This window comes from Microcoleus sp. S28C3, from assembly GCF_036700785.1.
GTDB lineage: Bacteria > Cyanobacteriota > Cyanobacteriia > Cyanobacteriales > Microcoleaceae > Microcoleus > Microcoleus asticus.
Genome location: NZ_JAUBPO010000002.1, coordinates 100,474 through 118,346, shown reverse-complemented (window position 1 = coordinate 118,346; position 17,873 = coordinate 100,474). Strand labels below are relative to the sequence as shown.

Sequence of the window (17,873 nt, the reverse complement as noted above, 5' to 3'; positions counted from 1 at the left end):
ACAAGAATCCCCTCGTGTTAAACCAGAAGCTTCCCAGAAATCTTTTCGATGAAAAGTGAACGACTAAGGATTTATATAGTAGGCAAAACAATGAGATCGAAGTTATACGGTTTGGTTGCGTGTTTAACAGCTTTGAGCCTGTTCACAGGCTGCTCTCTCAGTTTGGGTGGGCTTAGAGGCTCTGGAATAGTTAAGACCGAATCTAGAGAAGTAGGTCGATTCTCATCCATTTCTAGTAAATCCGTAGGTAAAATCACGATACAGCAGACGGGAAAAGAATCCCTCACGATTACCGCCGACGACAACATTCTGCCGTTGCTAGAAAGTCGTGTAGCTGACAATGTTCTGTATCTCACCATCATGAAAGATACCCATATGAATCCCACCAAGCCCATTGAGTTCGTTGTGGAGGTGAACAGCTTAGAGAGCGTGAATATACATGGTGTCGGTAGTGTTGATGTAAAGGATATCCAAGGTAAACAGTTGTCGATTTCCCTTGATGGGGTAGGTAGTATGACAATCGCCGGAAGTGTCGATGTGCTGGAACTAGATCTTTCCGGGGTTGGAAGTTTCCAAGGTGAGAATTTCAAGACTAAGCAGGCTACGGTTCGCAATAGCGGCGTGGGCAGTGCTGTGGTTAATGTCAGTCAGCAGTTAGATGCAACTGTATCCGGCGTGGGTTCAATAGAGTATATTGGCTCTCCTCAAGTTCGAGAATCTCGGGGGGGCGTGGGGTCAGTTAAGCAACGTTAGCGATCGCTTGGATTCAGTTGAGAGAGAATTGAATTAGAGAATACAAAAAAGGAGTTATGTCATGAATGCCATCAAGATTGAAATTTTGGGTACAGGTTGCAAAAAATGCCAACAGCTAGAGGCAAATGCGAAAGAAGCTGTAGCAAATCTCAATTTAACTGCTGAAGTTTCACATATTACCGACCCAATCGAAATTGCTAAACGAGGTGTGATGTCTACTCCCGCTATGACAATCAATGGCAAAGTTGTCAGCAAAGGTCAAGTAATCAGTCCCGAACAAATTCAGCCCCTATTGCAGCGTTAAAGAGGCAAAGTTATGTTCGATCCATTTTATCCGTTTGATTGGTTGGCAACCCAGATTGTCACCCAACTGTTGGGCTTGTCGATTTCATCGCATTTAGGATCGAGTCTGCACTTCTTTCTTTACGATGTGCCAAAAGTCTTAACATTACTGATTGTAATTAGCTTTATTGTTGGGACATTTCAAAGCTTTTTAGAACCAGAGCGCGTGCGCTATTTGCTAGAAGGAAAGCGCACTTTTGCAGGAAATATTTTGGCAGCAATGGTAGGAATCGTTACACCATTCTGTTCTTGCTCTGCGGTTCCTTTGTTCATCGGATTCTTAGAAGCAGGTGTGCCTTTAGGTGTGACCTTTTCTTATCTGATGGCAGCGCCAATGGTGAATGAAGTTGCTGTTATTCTTTTGTGGGGATTGTTTGGACTAAAGGTGACGCTGATCTATATCGGCTTTGGGGTGGGTTTGGCGATCGCCTCTGGATATATCATCGGATTACTAAAATTAGAAAAATGGGTGGAACCCTTTGTTTGGGAACTGCAAAAATCTCGTCAAGAAATACCTCTAGGTGATGAGGACAATCCAGAACCAGTGATGCTAACTTGGGGGCAAAGATTTGAGCATGGATGGTTCCAGTCGAGCTCCATTGTGCGATCGGTGTGGCTCTATGTCGTGGGTGGTATTGCGATCGGGGCGGGGATTCATGGTTATGTGCCGACAGATTTTATCACCCAATATGCAGGCGCAAATAATCCTTTAGCAGTGCCGATCGCGGTAATTTTGGGTGTTCCACTCTATGCAAACATTGCGGGTGTAATGCCGATTACCGAAGCTTTAGTCAATAAAGGAATGCCGATGGGTACAGTTTTAGCCTTCACAATGGCTGTGACAGCATTATCACTTCCTGAAATGGTGATTCTCAAAAAAGTTTTGAAACCTCAACTCTTAGCCGTGTTTATTGGGTTAATGACTGTTGGAATTATTAGTATCGGCTATATATTTAATGCCCTAATTAATTGATTGACATGGTGCTGAAATATCTGGCTGACAGAGTGAACCCTTAACAATCCATTTCAGGAGAAATCTATGAGCTTTAAGAAACCAATTCAGACTATATTACTGGGATTTTCACTATGTTTTTGCCTCTTGGTTGGTATTGGGAAAAACCCGATCCTCGCAGCAAATCTCATAGAAACTGAACCAATCTTTCAAGAAAAAATGCAAACAATGTCTGAAAAAACCGTGAATCTGGAATCGGGAGTCGATCGCTTTCTCACGTCGATTCCAGCAGGCTATTACACGATCGCCAATGTCGAAGGGTTGAAAAGCCTCTTAGAGAACCCTCAAACCCTGTTGGTGGATGTGCGCGAACCCTCGGAGTATCGATCGGGACATATCGCTAATGCGATCGATATTCCGCTCCGAACACTAACACACAATCTGGATCGAATTCCGCGCGATCACCCCGTAGTTTTGTACTGTTCAACGGGCTATCGATCGGCAATGGGAGTAATGACATTGCACCTATTGGGCTATGAAAATGTCCAGGGATTTCCGCCAAGTTTTGCAGGCTGGAAAAACGCAGGAGAGGCGATCGCCTCTAGCTAATGCACAAAAAAATGAGGATTAAAATCCCAAAAAATTACTCTGGAATCCCCAGAGATTTTAACTTTATGAGGACTTTTGTGATGAACTATAACGGATCTAAAATTCGTCCGATGCGCTGGCTACTGGCTGCTTGGATCTGCGTTTTACTGATTGTCTGTATTCCCTTACCTGCTTTTTCTGCTGTGACCCAAATCGAAGAATATCCAGGGCAGATGCTGTATCAATCCCGCCAAAAACTGCAAGATCAGAACGGAAATTCTTGGCAGGCGATCGGCTTCAAACGCATCCATCCTGAAGGTAGTTCTACTGTCTCTCTGCGCGTCGTGGGCTTTCCTGGTGCGGTGGAATTCGATCGCACTCAACCGCTGATTATGACAACATCTATGGGCGAAACTCTAACCGCCAAGGATATTTCTAGCGAAATTTCTAAGGACACACCAACCCCAGCGAATGTCGCAGAATATGACATTAAGTCTGTCCTACCGCAGTTGCAGGCTGAAATTCCCCTTCACCTAACTTTACCGATGGTAACTGGCTCAGCGATCGAGTTACAAATCCCATTCACGGCGATTCAAGAGTGGCAAACAATTTCTGCTCATTGACTAACTCCAAAAAATCAAACCGATGAATCCCCAACTCTCCACATTTTGGAGCTTACCCACAGATCAGGTGCTTCAGCAGACGCACTCTACAACCTCCGGTTTAAGCCGTGCTGATGCGAAACAACGCCTGAGCCAGTACGGCGCAAACAGCCTCAAACAAACACACAAATCGAGCGCATTGGTGCTGTTACTCAATCAGTTCAAGAGTCCGATTATCTTGATTCTGATTTTTGCGGCGCTGCTCTCGATTTTTCTGAAAGATGCGCTAGATGCGATCATCATTTTGGCGATCGTCCTCATCAGTGGACTATTAGGATTTTGGCAAGAGCGAGGAGCATCGAATGCTGTCGAGAAACTACTGGCATTAGTGCAAGTTAAAGCAACTGTGTTGAGGGATAATCAATCTCAAGAAATTCCCAATCATGAAGTAGTTCCCGGCGATATTGTGGTGCTTTGTGCAGGTAAAAATATTCCCGGTGACTGTCTAGTTTTAGAGTCGAAAGATTTATCCGTCAATGAAGCAGCACTGACAGGAGAAACTTATCCGGTTGACAAACTAAATGGTGTATTGCCGGCTGAAACTGGACTAAATCAACGCACCAATTCCCTCTATATGGGAACCAATGTGATTAGTGGAACTGGCAAAGCAGTAGTAGTTCATACTGGAAAAGAAACTGAATTCGGCAAAGTATCGGAACGCCTGAAACTCAGACCTCCCGAAACAGAATTTGAACATGGGCTGAGCAAATTCGGCTACTTTTTGATGGAAGTAACGCTAGTTTTGGTCGCTCTAATTTTTGCCGCCAACGTCTACCTGCATCGCCCTGTACTGGAATCCTTTATGTTTTCTCTGGCGCTGGCGGTTGGTTTGACCCCTCAACTGCTACCTGCGATCGTCAGTGTTAACCTGGCTCGCGGTGCTCAGACAATGGCGAAAAAGCGGGTGATCGTGAAGCGCTTACCCGCGATCGAGAATTTTGGCAGTATGAATGTGTTTTGCACCGATAAGACGGGTACGCTGACGGAAGGAGAGGTGAAAATTCACTCTGCGGTTGATGTCGAGGGGAAAGATAGCGATCGGGTTTTACTTTACGCTTATTTGAATGCCGCATCTGAGTCTGGTTATGTGAATCCGATCGACAAAGCAATTCGCGAATACAAAACATTCGACATTTCTGGTTATCAAAAGCTAGATGAAGTGCCTTATGACTTTAACCGCAAACGTCTCAGCATCTTGTTCAAAAAAGACAGCACACATCTGATTGTTACTAAAGGCGCACTGAAAAATATTTTGGATGTTTGTTCAACCGTTGAAACTGCTGAAGGGAAAACGATCGACATTGCAGATCAGCGACAAAAACTCCACCAACAAGCGGAAGATTTGGGCAGTAAAGGATTTAGAGCCTTGGGTGTGGCTTATCGGAATTGCGATCGAGATTCCTTCACCAAAGATGATGAAACAAACATGACATTTATGGGCTACCTGGCGCTCTTCGATCCGCCAAAACCTGGCATCGCTGACACCCTCAAAGAGTTGCAACAGCTAGGAGTCACCCCGAAGATGATTACTGGAGATAGCAAGGCGGTGGCTATGAGTATTATTCAGCAGGTAGGACTGCCTGAACCAAAGGCTTTGACTGGATCTGAACTAGAAAAACTCAGTGATGAAGCCTTGATGCACCGAGTACAAGAAACAAATGTTTTTGCTGAGGTAGAACCAAACCAAAAAGAGCGGATTATCATTGCTCTCAAAAAAGCGGGGAATGTAGTTGGATATCTGGGAGATGGCATTAATGATGCTTCTGCGCTTCATGCTGCTGATGTTGGTATTTCGGTAGAAAGTGCTGTGGATGTGGCGAAGGAAGCTGCTGACATTGTGTTGATGGAAAAGGATTTGAATGTCCTGATCGAAGGCGTAAAGGAAGGACGGATTACCTTTGCCAACACTTTAAAGTATGTATTTATGGCAACTAGCGCCAATTTTGGCAATATGTTTAGTATGGCGGGAATTTCTCTGTTTCTACCCTTTTTGCCGCTGTTACCTAGTCAGATTTTGCTGACGAATTTATTAACTGATTTCCCAGAATTGACGATCGCGAGCGATCGCGTAGACAAGGAGTTAGTCAACAAACCGCGTCGCATGGATATCAAGTTTATCCGCAACTTCATGATTGTGTTTGGTTTGCTGAGTTCCATATTTGATTACCTGACGTTTGGGGCGCTGCTATTCCTGCTGCACGCTCAACCACAACAGTTTAGAACAGGCTGGTTTTTGGAGTCTGTCATCTCGGCTTCGATGGTTGTGCTGGTCGTTCGTACCCGCAAATCTATTTTCAGCAGTAAACCTGGAAAATACTTGTTGATGGCGACGCTGGCGACCGTAGGAGTGACAATCGTCATTCCCTGGACACCTTTAGGAACGCTGCTCGGATTTCAACGGTTGCCGTTGAGTTTTATGCTGGTTCTGGCGGGGATTGTCATGCTCTATATTACTGCTGCCGAGAATGTGAAACGAGTGTTTTACAGCCGTGTAAAATTTTAGTAGTCAAGCAGTTTTATCTCTTAGCCCCCTGACTGAAAAAGATTTATCTGACCTGGATTTTGTCGCCACCCACGCAGATATTATTGGCTACTCTTTTGTGCAACGTCCTGCCGATATTGAGTTAGTTCAACAAGAATTGGACAAGGGATGTGGCAAAGATTGAAACCGCGATCGCCGTTTCCCATTTACCAGAAATTCTGGATGATGTTCTAACACGCATGGAAGCCCATCAATTGAAAAAAACGCCACAGTTGCGGGCGCTCCATTCGTGGTAATTCTTTTACTTCAGCGCAAAACCCTGGATTATGTTTTATCGAAATCAACAAAATCTAACCCAATGAATAAACTTTTCCGCCCGATTTTGATATTCCTGAGTGCGTTGATTGTCATCACATTCAACATCAATGGCAGTGCAAACCAACTGGACTTGGATGATAGGATCGATCGCTTCATCACAACTCAAATGAAGACTCATCACATTCCTGGTTTGGCACTCGCGATTACTCACAATAACCAAGTGTTGCACGTTAAGGGATACAGTACAGCAAACAACGAGCGGCCTGTTACAGCACAGACCCAATTCTTGATTGCTTCAATGAGCAAATCGTTTACCGCAATGGCAGTGATGCAGCTAGTTGAAGCGGGACAAATTAATCTGGATTCACCCGTGCAAACTTATCTACCACAATTCACCCTAGCCGATCCAGCGATCGCTGCCAAAATTACCATTCGTCATCTCCTCAATCAAGTGAGTGGTTTATCTGACGTAGGCTTTCCTGAGTTGCAGGTTTCTCAAGCAACAACAATTGGCGATCGCATTACTAGCCTTAGTCAAGCACGTCCCGTTGCGTTCCCCGGTAGTCAGTTTCACTATTTCAATCCCAATTACGAAGTGTTGGCGCGAGTGGTTGAAGTAGTGAGTCAACAGCCATTCTCAGCCTACTTACAAACGCATATTTTTACACCTCTTCAGATGTCGCGGACGCTCAATCCAACTACAAGTGCTGACGCATTCCAAGGTGCTACCAACATGGCACAAGGACATCTGATGGCATTTGGACTTCCCTTCGCATATCCAGAAATGTCTGGTTATGTGGGCGGCAGTAGCGGGATCATTTCAACCGCAGAGGACATGGCAAATTATCTAATCTTCCAAACCAACAGTGGACAATTTAAAGAGACAAAATTGCTTTCCCAAAGTAGTGTGGCGCTGATGCACACTCCACCCAAAACCATCGGTAGTTCCTATGGCATGGGTTGGTTTAAGGGCAGCGAGAACGGTGAACCAGCGATCGAACACAATGGAGTTTTGTCTACATTCTATACGGAGGTTGTGCTGTTGCCGAAGGAAAAGTATGGAATTGCGCTACTTTACAACATCAATGCGTGGCCGTTAACTGCGGCATTTCCGCAAATCAAAACTGGACTGATTCAATTACTAAAGGATGGGCAGCCTGCCACAGGTGGATTCTCAATTACCTTGTGGGGTATAGCGATCGTACTGCTGATGTTTATAGGTGTAATGCTGGCAATCCGCAGTTTGCTTTACTTACCGCAATGGAGACAGGCGATTCGTAGAACTCCATTGTGGCGGGTCTGGTTAGGGATTGGCTGTACATTCTTGCCAGCGTTTTTCCTACTTGTATTCCCTTGGCTATTCGCATTGGTGTTTGATCGATTCTTTGGATATGTACCACTGTTTCGATCTATGCTGGATCTGATGCTTTGGCTGAGTGTGTGTGCGGTTTTGGGCGTAGTGAATGGAATTGCACGTTTGATACTTCTGGCGCGTTCCAATGGAGCAGAGTATTAAAAAAGCCAAATTATCTATTCAATCTCACGTCAATTTCACAATTCAAAAGAAATTATTTTATCAAAAGCCAGCATTCATCCCCGCCCATGAGTACATGGACGGGGATAAATGCTGTCGATATAATTAAAAAGCTTTGTTGAAAGATAAGTCTTAAGGAGTAGAAATATGAAGTCAAAATTAATTAAACTTTAAAAGTTAGGAAGGCTGCATTTAATCCTGGTTGAAACAAAATTATAGTTGCTAATAATCCTGGTTTGAAAATGTCTTGATTGCAGGTTTGAGCAATTACCATTGCAGGTCGCTACAAATAATCAGTATAAAACGACATCTAACAGATCACAATTATGTACACCAGCACATCATCAAATAAATCACCGCTAAAATTCTTTCTACTGGTTTTTGCCCTTACTATTCCGTTATGGATAATTGAAACAATGGTCGAAGTCAAGGGACTTCCTCTGGATGTTCCTGTGACTGACTTTATAGTCACCTTTACTCCGTTAATAGCTGCTATTGTCCTTGTTTATCAAGAAGAGGGAACTATTGGTGTCCAGAGTCTGTTAAAAAGAATTTTCGATTTTTCAAAAATCAAGCAAAAAATCTGGTATTTGCCTCTTATTTTCTTGATGCCAATAATATATTTATTGATATATGGAGTAATGCAACTGTTTAGACTGCCACTTCCTGTAGGAGTGGAAATTCCGTTTCTACAGAATGCGCTAATTTCTGTTGTCATCTTCATCGGTGCTACAGGTGAAGAAGTCGGCTGGTCGGGATATGCCGTTGATGCTATGCAAAAACGATGGTCTGCACTAACAACCGCCATCACTATAGGCTTGGTGTGGGCAGTATGGCATTATCCATCAATCATTCAACAGGGTCACGGTTTGATATGGATACTATGGGCAACTCTCGGTACTGTTGCTATGCGGATACTTATTGTTTGGCTTTATAACAACACTGGGAAAAGTGTATTTGTGTGCATTTTCTTTCACACCCTAGCTAATATGGGGAGGATTTTATTTCCCAAAAATCAAACCCACAATCCGCTAGTTGACTATCCTGATATTCACTATTCAATAATTGCGATCGCCGCTGTTATTGTAATTTTTCTGTGGGGTTCAAAGACATTAGCCCGATATAGATATAGATATAGATATACTTGATTTGTGCCCCGTTGGTTTCCTGAAAACCTATGAAAGTAATATGTCATTTCCCCATGCTTGAAAATTTAGATTGGCTAAGTAAATTAGTCCCGCAAAGCATTCAGGAAGTTCAAAAATAGTTATTAAGAAAACAAGAAACTGTAGCCAACAAAATTTAGTAAGATAATGAAACAATTATTAACATATACAATTGCCATAATTCAGGGGGGAGCAAATCTAAATCTGCAAGAAATTGGGATGATAAATTCCTTTAATCCTTCAGCGGTTATCACTTTCCTCGGCTAGAAATCTTGCACAAGAATCAATCAGCCTTTTAGGGGATGACTCTTGGGTCAACCCCACAATAAAATTGAACTTAGCTTAGCAGGTCTGAAAGGCTGTTCGTGCAAATGGTGCAAGATGTCCGATCGCACCTTACTCTCTTCAAGGAACAACGATGAATTACGGTAATTGCTCAACCCCCTTGACAAGAGAACGAGATAGACATTAGATAAAGGAATGAAAAAACTCCCTGACCTAAAACAACTATCGGATGAGGCCAAAAACGCCTTGATAGTAGAGCTATGGCAGGAAATCCAAAAACTGCGGGCAGCATTAGACACTGACGAATCAAAACCCAACTCATCTCCCGCCAAAACCAGCTCGAATTCAAGCACTCCACCATCAAAAGGATTCAAGCCCAACATCAAGCCGAAGCCATCGAAAATAGAAGGAGTCAAAAGACAAAAAAGCATCGGCAGAGCAGGAGGGGGAAGACATCTACATCCCGAACCCGACCAAATCATTGTCGCTCAAATCAAAAGTTGCCCCCAGTGTTCAGAAACAGTCACTGCCACGTCCCAAAAATTGCAAGCGGTCTATGACAAAATTGAACTACCACCAATTCGTCCGCTCGTCACCCGCATCGAGCTCTATGGCGGTCGCTGCCCCTGTTGTCAAACCGAGTATCTGGCCCCGGTACCTGCTGGAATGGAACCAGGCTCACCATTTGGCAGCTCAATTCAAAGCTTGGTTACATATCTGCGCTACACTCATGCGATCGGCTACGAACGGCTGTCGGGAATCTTGGCGGAAGTTTTTGGACTCAAGATCTCCGAAGGAGCGATCGCCAACCTCTTAAGTACCGTCAAAACCAGTTTAGATGACCAGGTAAATCAAATACTGCAACGTTTGCGGCAGGCAAAATTAATTTGCTCGGATGAAACCAGTGCCAGAGTGAACGGACAAAACCAATGGGAATGGGTGTTTCAGAACCAAGATATTTGCCTGCATGTCATCCGTCCCAGTCGAGGGGCTCGAGTAATTAGTGAAGTTCTCGGAGAACATCGCCCGCAACTGTGGGTATCAGACCTTTTTAGTGCTCAAAAAAATCACCCAGCAGCACAATGGCAGGTGTGTTTAGCCCATCAACTGCGGGATTGTCAATATGCCATTGATGCAGGAGACAAGATTTTTGCCCCAGCGATGAAGAGGTTATTATTAAGAGCTTTTGTCATCCATCGACGACGCGACAGGATGGACGAGGCAAGAGTGGAGCGATATCGCAGTAATTTACGAGAAAGATTAATCACAATTTTGAGTTTAATGCCATATCAACCGGATGGTGTTCGGTTGCGAAAACGCTATGGCGAGCTGATGGATAATTTGTTTTTATTTCTGGAAGATGCTGCAATTCCACCGACAAATAATTCTAGCGAACAAGCGATTCGGATGAGCGTGATATTTCGTCGCGTGACTAATTGCTTTCGTTCCGAATGGGGGCGAGATTTATTTGCGGCGGTTCGTTCAGTTGTCAATACTGGTAAAAGGCAGGGCTTAACTGCTTATCAAGCTATTCAACAAGCCCTCTCTATTCATGGCTCCCTTTTTTCCCCTAGTTGAGCAATTACGAATTACGATATCTTTGACGAACAATACTACCTTTCGCAATATCCTTGGGTGAAACCAGCCATTGATGCAGGAAGCATCAAATCTGGACTAGAACACTTTCAAAAATACGGTCAAGCCGCCGGCCTCACAAAAGTATCGCGCTATTTTGACGAAGCTACTTACCTTGCTGGCAACCCAGACATCGCTGCCTTAGTCCGCACTCCCAGCAACCCAAACGCACCTTTTGCTACAGGCTTAGACCACTTTATCCAGTTTGGCTACGAAGAAGGCCACACCCCCGTATCGCCTGAGTACAACGAAGATTTTTATTTAGCAAATAACTCTGAGTTGCGATCTTTTATCGGGGCTAATGCAGCTTTCAAATCAGGATACCAGCATTTCATTCAATTCGGGGCAAAAGAAGGTCGTTTTGGGACTTCATTTTTTGAACCAGAATACTTAAGGAAAAACCCCGACATCGTGCCGTTTGTCAACTCTGGAAATTTGAAAACGGGTCGGGAACACTACTTCAATTTCGGAAGAAGCGAAGCCAGCCGCTCTGCTACTTTCGTCGGCACTCGCGGCAACGATATTCTCACAGGTATTGGCGTGGGGAATAACGAACTGATTGGAGTGGAAGTGGGTATCGATCGCATTGGCAATCGGCAATACGAAAGCTTTGGAACTAATGAATTTGATGTGCTGACTGGCGGGCCAGGAGTTGATACATTCGTACTCGGAGTTCCTGCTACAGCCACGAATAGCCCGATACCGCTGTATTTGAATAACGGTCAAGCTACTATTCGGAACTTCAACGCAGCAGATGATTTGATCCAACTGTCAGGAACTTCTTTAAGCACCTACGACTTAACTCCCGTTGGCAACAATTTGTCAATCCAGCGTTTTGGAGATGTGCTCGCCGTGATTGAAGGAGGAGGAAGTTTGAATTTAGTATTCCAACAATCTAATAGTAATAGTACTTTCTTGATTGGATAGTCATTGGTCATTGGTCATTGGTCATTGGTCATTAGGTAACGCCGATGATTCATGAATTTTTTATCTGGAAAACTAATGAGTATTCAAGCTCAAAATCATCCAAACATCAGGAGTAAAACATGGCTAACTACGCAATTTTCGACGAACAATATTACCTCTCGCAATATCCTTGGGTCAAACCAGCCATTGATGCAGGAAGCATCAAATCTGGACTAGAACACTTTCAAAAATACGGTCAAGCCGCCGGCCTCACAAAAATATCGCGGTATTTTGACGAATCTACCTACCTTGCCGACAATCCAGAGATAGCACCCTTCGTCCGCACAGTCAACCCAAACGCGCCCTTTGCGACCGGACTAGACCACTTTATCCAATACGGTTACGAACAGGGTCGCAGCCAAGTATCGCCTGAGTATGACGAAGCGTTTTATGTAGCAAATAACCGAGATATATTGCCGTTTATTCAGAATGGAACTTTTAAAAATGGCTACCAGCACTTCATTCAATTCGGAATCAAAGACGGTCGGTTTGGAACTTCATTTTTGGAATCGGACTACTTACAGAAAAACCGCGATATTGTGCCGTTTGTCAACTCTGGAGCCTTAAAAACTGGTCGCGAACACTACTTCAAGTTCGGAAGTTCCGATCCAAGCCGCTCTGCGACTTTTGTTGGAACTTCCGGCAATGACATTATAACGGGTTCCGGGGTGGGGAATGCCGAATTAATTGGAGTTGAAATAGGTGTAGAACCTCATTACGGTGCCCGATTGTATGAAAGTGATGGCAGCAATGAATTTGATACTCTCATTGGCGGTATCGGTCGTGATAAATTTGTGTTGGGCGAATATCAAGACTTCGCCCGTAATGTGTCATTGCGTGGAGTACAGTATTACATCGGGCCGGGTTTTGCTACAATTCGGAACTTTACCAAAGGTCAAGATAGCATCCAGCTATTAGTGGTTTCCTCAGATCAGTTATTGGTGTTTCCCATCAACAATAATCGAGATTTAGCTATCCAAAGGAAAGGCTATCCCACGTTTGAGAATGGAGTTTCTGTTCCCTCAACCAGTCCATTTGATACAATTGGTGTTATTGAAGGTGGCGGAAATCTCAGTTTGAATCTATCACCAGGATCTGGTTTCACACGTTTACTTACGTAGAAATCTTGAAGCTATTCAGGATTTGCCTGATTGCTGCTGGGAGTACGATCGCACATTCAACAAAATCTGCGATCGCACTTGCCGATGCCAACAACTCGCCTTTCGCGACTGTACTTTACTTTTTTTAAGAAAGCAACCATGAATTACGACATTTTCGACGAAAAATACTACCTCGCCCAATATCCGTGGCTGAAACCAGCCATTGATGCCGGAAGCATCAAATCTGGGAAAGAACACTTTGAAAAATTCGGTCAAGCCGCCGGCTTAACTAAAGTATCGCGGTATTTTGACGAAGCTACTTACCTCGCTGGCAACCCAGACATCGCTGCCTTAGTCCGCACTCCTAGCAACCCAAACGCGCCTTTTGCAACCGGACTAGACCACTTTATCAAATTTGGTTACGAAGAAGGTCGTACCCCCGTATCGCCTGAGTATGACGAAACGTTTTATCTAGCAAATAACCGAGATTTACTGCCGTTTATTCAGAACGGAACTTTCAAATCAGGCTACCAGCACTTCATTCAATTCGGGGTAAAAGACGGTCGGTTTGGAACTTCATTTTTTGAAACAGAATACTTACAGAAAAACCCCGATATTGTGCCATTTGTCAACTCTGGAACCTTGAAAACTGGTCGGGAACACTACTTCAATTTTGGGAAAAACGAGCCAAGCCGGTCTGCGACTTTTGTCGGAAGTTCTGGGAATGACATCCTCACCGGTTCCGGGGTGGGGAAAGTTGAATTAATTGCAGTTGAAGTAGGTTTAGCTACAGGTAATGGCTTTGGAAACAGTCGAGTTTATGAAAGTGATGGCAGTAATGAATTCGATATTCTCATTGGCGGTAGCGGCCGCGATACATTTGCGCTTGGTAAGGAGAACATAAGCCGTAGGGGATCGCCACTAGGATCGACACAGTTTTATATCGGGCCGGGTTTTGCTACAATTCGGAACTTTAATCAAGGTCAGGATACTATTCAGCTAGCAGGATCTTTCACACTATCAAATTCTTACTTAGATATATTCTCGGTGTTTCCCATTAACAATGGTCGAGATTTAGCTATCCAAACGAAGGGCTTTAGGAACTCTATAAATGGAGTGCCATCAATCAGTAACTTTGATACGATCGCTGTTATTGAAGGCGGCGGAGATCTGACTTTAAATCAATTACCATCATCTCCAGCTTTTACATTTTTAATTGGATAGAAATCTCGAAGTTATTAGGGATTTGCTTGATCGCTGCTGGGGAGTGCGATCGCTGCTGGGGAGTGCGATCGCACTTTTTTATTGGCTTGGGTGGAACAGAAAGATGGCTTGTTTATCCAATTGTGCTATGGATAACAGGCTTAGGCGGTTATTTGATGAACATAACACCAACCAAAAAACTTGGCGATCAGCACCTAGAAAATAATTTTGTAAAAAGTTAAGGAGAGATAAAAATATGAAACAAAAGAAGCGAGCGCTAAAGCAAATCGGATTTTTTCTGCTTTACACTTTTTCGATAACTTGGTTATCTTGGCTGATTATTATCATCGGGAATAAATACTTTAATTTCCTTTTGTATGGTGAGCCTTTATTTTGGATACCATACATAATCGGTGTCTTAGCTCCAGCCATTAGTTCTTATATTATCTATCGCCAGTTCAACAAAGATTTCATTCCAGAATCTTTTGTTAAGTATATCTTTGGTAAAAAAATCGATAGAAAAGCATGGCTAATATTTGGATTATTTACAATTTGGCGTTTATTGATGATTTGGATTGCTTTTGGCATCAACAGACCTATCTCAATACTCTCGATAATTATTAATTTACCACTGCTCATCCTTTTCGGTGGGTTAGAAGAATTAGGTTGGCGCGGAATTTTGCAGCCTCAATTAGAAAAGGTAGTTAATTATTCACCTTCTATTCTTATGGTGGGAACTATATGGAGCATATGGCATTTGCCGTTATGGTTTATAAAAGGGACAGTTCAAAGTTCATTTCCATTTGGGTTGTATTTATTCTCAGGCATAATTTTAACTTCCAGTTTTACAACTCTGTATAAATACACAAGCAATTTATTTCTCTGTGTATTAACTCATGCCTGGTTCAATGGGTGTATTGGCTTAGCTTTATATATAGGTAATAACGGAGCCTTGCAGCTAAACTTGAATTGGAAAGTAATTGTTGTTTTTTCCATCGAGCTAATAGTATCCGTCATTTTAGGAATAGCATATAGTCGTAAGAAAGCCCTTCTGTGTTAAGCAATACTTTCAATTGAAACAATTACTAACGTATTTCCGACTTGCATACTTAATCCCTTGGATGATTTGGTCGATTATAAGTCATCTCATTCAAACGTTACTCACAGTTTCTTCATTTTTGTTCGATATCATGAAAGATAGTTAATTTTCTTGTCGTTGACGAGGATGAAATCGATGAAATGGCAACAATTAATTCTGGCTTTTATAGCTACCATTTGCTTAATATTTGCAGGCAATGCCCTGGCGCAGACTGATATCAATATCAACAATACCAACCTCATCCGCTTTGGTGGAAGCGTAACCGTACCAGAGAACCAAGTTGTCGAAAATGCCCTTGCTTTTGGCGGGAGTGTTACGGTATCCCCTAATGCCAAAGTTGTGGATACAGCGATCGCGTTTGGCGGAGATGTCATCCTGCAAAAAGGAGCGCGGGTAGAAGGGGATGCTTACTCATTTGGCGGCAAAATCGTACAGGAACCAGGTGCCATTATTGGTGGTGAACGCGCTACATTCAGCGATCGACATGGCATGATGTATGGCTCCGATCGAGGCAGAAGTAGCTTCTTCGCGCAATATTTCTTCAGTACCATTTTTAGAACTTGTTCCGCTGTAGTAGCAGCTATTCTCGGACTGATCGTGTTACAAACCAGCCCACAGTTCCTGCCAAATTTGGCGACAAAATTGGGTCAACATCCCGGTTTGACTGCTCTATGGGGAATCGGGGCGATCGTTTCCTTTGTTTTTGCTACCGTGTTTTTAGCGATTACGCTCATTGGTATTCCTCTGATTCCACTCCTGAGTCTGACTGCGGTGATTACTGCTCTAGTCGGCTCATTAGGTGTGGCGCTTTTTGTCGGTCAACGTGTGGTTGGTAAGGGCGATCGATCTTTACAGCAGCAGTTCTTGGTGGGTTTGGCGATCGTGACAGTTATGACACTAATTCCCTTTTTCGGAGGGTTAGTAGTTTTCCTAGTCAATCTGTTCGGCTTGGGTATCATCTTGCTGTGGCAATTTGGTAGAGAAAAACCCCAAATAGCTACTTAGTGAGTAGGGCGGTATAAATGTTAATCAGAGTGAACAAGGTTCTGCCGAAGGCAACGGCCAAAAATGTTGAAGGTAAATTTCACAAATGAGAAATCCCCAGAAACCTTTCTCGCTCAGAACATATCTATTGATTGTCGTGGCGATATCTTGGCCATTTCAAATTGCGTATATGCTGTGGGCAGAGACACCGTTTATGCGCTATGCCTTAAGCTCATTACCAATGATTATGGTCACAGTTGCTACTTATATCGCCGGTCGATATATATTTCATGATAGCTTCTCAAAAGCTGGTTGGGATTGGGGTAAATCAAAACACTATTTAGCCGTCTTTTCAATAGCGATCTTTGTCTGGGTTGTTCCTACAATCCTCGAATTAGTCTTAGGAATGCGGAGTATTCCTAAAGCAGTTATCGTTCCCGAAATTCTCGGAAATTTTCTACTTCGTTTTATCGCAACCTTGATTCCAGCCTTGGGCGAAGAGTTTGGTTGGCGCGGCTATATGCTACCGCACTTGGTAAAACGATACAGCCTAAGAACAGCACTGCTGCTTCATGGATTTATTTGGTGGGCATGGCATTTGCCTGTAATTGTTGGAATGGGCGTGACTGAAAAACTAACTGACAATATGGGTACTTCCATAGCCATTATGCTTGCAGTAAGTCTAATTCCTACGATGATGCACGCGATGATTTATGCCTACATTTGGACAGTCACCCAAAGCCTTGCTGTTGTAACTGTTTATCACGCTGCATTTGATGAGATTCGGGATGCGATTGAGGTTTCGATCGGTTTTGGTTCTCTGGTTGAAATCTGGCAGATGCTTACCTTGACAGTCTTAGGGGGACTGCTGCTGTGGAAGGGAAATTGGAAACAGTTAACTGCGAGGAAAACATGAGTAATTCACAGATATCTCATCCGATGGGCAAACAACTTGGAATCCCCTTTACCACCGAACAATTTTTTCAGGTTTTTGATAATTACAATCAAACTACATATCCGATTCAGTTTGTACTGATTTTAGTAGCGGTTGCAGTGATTTTCATGGCGGTAAGTCGCAAACCGTTTAGAAACAAAATCATTTCAGGATTACTTGGATTGCTCTGGCTATGGGCAGGGATTGTTTATCATTTAATTTTCTTTACAGCAATCAGTCCACCTGCCTACCTGTTCGGTGCATTATTCATTTTTCAAGGCTTGTTATTTTTATACGAAGGCGTGGCAAGAAATCGTTTAAGTTTTCGTGCTAGTCGGAGATTTCACGGCATTCTCGGCGCGATATTTATTGCTTATGCACTGGTGATTTACCCGATAATTGGCTACGCTTTGGGACAAACTTTTCCATCATCGCCAACGTTCGGCGTACCTTGTCCAACCACCATTTTTACGTTCGGCTTGCTGCTCTGGACGGACAAAAAAGTTCCGTTAAGTTTATTGATTATTCCAGTTTTATGGTCGATTGTCGGAACCTCAGCGGCTTTGAATTTTGGGATTAAAGAAGATTTTGGATTGCTCGTCGCAGGAACGGTCGGAACAGCTTCTATTCTTTGGCGCAATTTAACGCCCAAAATGGAGAAAGTATATGGACGGTGAAACTAAACTGACTTTGATTAAAAGCATTCACACGTTGATATGGATATTCTTCAATGTTGTGATTTTCTATATGCTGTATGCCGCGATCGCCAATAAACTCGATATCGGGCTCTGGATTGGTTATGGATTTGTATCTTTAGAAGGTATAATCTTACTAACCTTTCGCTTCGTCTGCCCGTTAACTCTGATTGCA

The 17,873-nt window shown here is 43.4% G+C and carries 16 protein-coding genes; all 16 read left to right on the top strand.

All coding sequences use genetic code 11. The annotated features are described in order from the left end of the window. Positions 1 to 90: 90 nt before the first annotated feature. A complete protein-coding gene (locus QUA13_RS01230) occupies positions 91 to 753 on the top strand; it encodes a GIN domain-containing protein (protein WP_333196004.1) in 663 nt (220 codons plus the stop codon). A 61-nt stretch (positions 754 to 814) separates the two neighbouring features. After that, a complete protein-coding gene (locus QUA13_RS01225; protein WP_333196002.1) occupies positions 815 to 1,057 on the top strand; it encodes a thioredoxin family protein in 243 nt (80 codons plus the stop codon). Positions 1,058 to 1,069: 12 nt separating this feature from the next. Continuing rightward, positions 1,070 to 2,068 (top strand): permease, encoded by a 999-nt coding sequence (locus QUA13_RS01220; protein ID WP_333196001.1) that lies wholly within the window; start codon positions 1,070 to 1,072, stop codon positions 2,066 to 2,068. 207 nt (positions 2,069 to 2,275) lie between these two features. After that, positions 2,276 to 2,656 (top strand): rhodanese-like domain-containing protein, encoded by a 381-nt coding sequence (locus QUA13_RS01215; protein WP_333196000.1) that lies wholly within the window; start codon positions 2,276 to 2,278, stop codon positions 2,654 to 2,656. Positions 2,657 to 2,736: 80 nt separating this feature from the next. Beyond that, a complete protein-coding gene (locus QUA13_RS01210) occupies positions 2,737 to 3,258 on the top strand; it encodes a DUF3122 domain-containing protein (RefSeq protein ID WP_333135994.1) in 522 nt (173 codons plus the stop codon). A 22-nt stretch (positions 3,259 to 3,280) separates the two neighbouring features. Further along, on the top strand, positions 3,281 to 5,800 hold the full coding sequence (gene mgtA / locus QUA13_RS01205; protein ID WP_333195998.1) for a magnesium-translocating P-type ATPase: 2,520 nt from the start codon (positions 3,281 to 3,283) through the stop codon (positions 5,798 to 5,800). Positions 5,801 to 6,137: 337 nt separating this feature from the next. Further along, positions 6,138 to 7,613, top strand: coding sequence for a serine hydrolase domain-containing protein (locus tag QUA13_RS01200; RefSeq protein ID WP_333195997.1), 1,476 nt, complete (start codon positions 6,138 to 6,140; stop codon positions 7,611 to 7,613). Between the two features lie 344 nt (positions 7,614 to 7,957). Further along, positions 7,958 to 8,779, top strand: a complete 822-nt coding sequence (locus QUA13_RS01195) for a CPBP family intramembrane glutamic endopeptidase (RefSeq protein WP_333195996.1) — start codon at positions 7,958 to 7,960, stop codon at positions 8,777 to 8,779. 498 nt (positions 8,780 to 9,277) lie between these two features. Beyond that, entirely contained in the window at positions 9,278 to 10,660 is a 1,383-nt protein-coding gene (gene tnpC, locus QUA13_RS01190; RefSeq protein WP_333195995.1) for an IS66 family transposase, read from the top strand. A gap of 3 nt (positions 10,661 to 10,663) precedes the next feature. Then, positions 10,664 to 11,644: a calcium-binding protein gene (locus QUA13_RS01185; protein ID WP_333196069.1), complete on the top strand. Its 981-nt coding sequence runs from the start codon at positions 10,664 to 10,666 to the stop codon at positions 11,642 to 11,644. 119 nt (positions 11,645 to 11,763) lie between these two features. Beyond that, a complete protein-coding gene (locus QUA13_RS01180) occupies positions 11,764 to 12,804 on the top strand; it encodes a calcium-binding protein (protein WP_333195994.1) in 1,041 nt (346 codons plus the stop codon). Positions 12,805 to 12,942: 138 nt separating this feature from the next. Then, entirely contained in the window at positions 12,943 to 14,007 is a 1,065-nt protein-coding gene (locus QUA13_RS01175; protein ID WP_333196068.1) for a calcium-binding protein, read from the top strand. Between the two features lie 235 nt (positions 14,008 to 14,242). Next, positions 14,243 to 15,046: a CPBP family intramembrane glutamic endopeptidase gene (locus QUA13_RS01170; RefSeq protein ID WP_333195992.1), complete on the top strand. Its 804-nt coding sequence runs from the start codon at positions 14,243 to 14,245 to the stop codon at positions 15,044 to 15,046. A gap of 174 nt (positions 15,047 to 15,220) precedes the next feature. Then, a complete protein-coding gene (locus QUA13_RS01165; protein ID WP_333195989.1) occupies positions 15,221 to 16,090 on the top strand; it encodes a hypothetical protein in 870 nt (289 codons plus the stop codon). 85 nt (positions 16,091 to 16,175) lie between these two features. Next, positions 16,176 to 16,985, top strand: coding sequence for a CPBP family intramembrane glutamic endopeptidase (locus QUA13_RS01160; protein ID WP_333195987.1), 810 nt, complete (start codon positions 16,176 to 16,178; stop codon positions 16,983 to 16,985). Then, the gene (locus QUA13_RS01155) at positions 16,982 to 17,680 is read left to right on the top strand and encodes a DUF6064 family protein (protein ID WP_333195986.1); all 699 of its coding nucleotides are present in this window, start codon (positions 16,982 to 16,984) and stop codon (positions 17,678 to 17,680) included. The genes QUA13_RS01160 and QUA13_RS01155 overlap by 4 nt, the downstream gene beginning before the upstream one ends. Positions 17,681 to 17,873 lie beyond the last annotated feature (193 nt).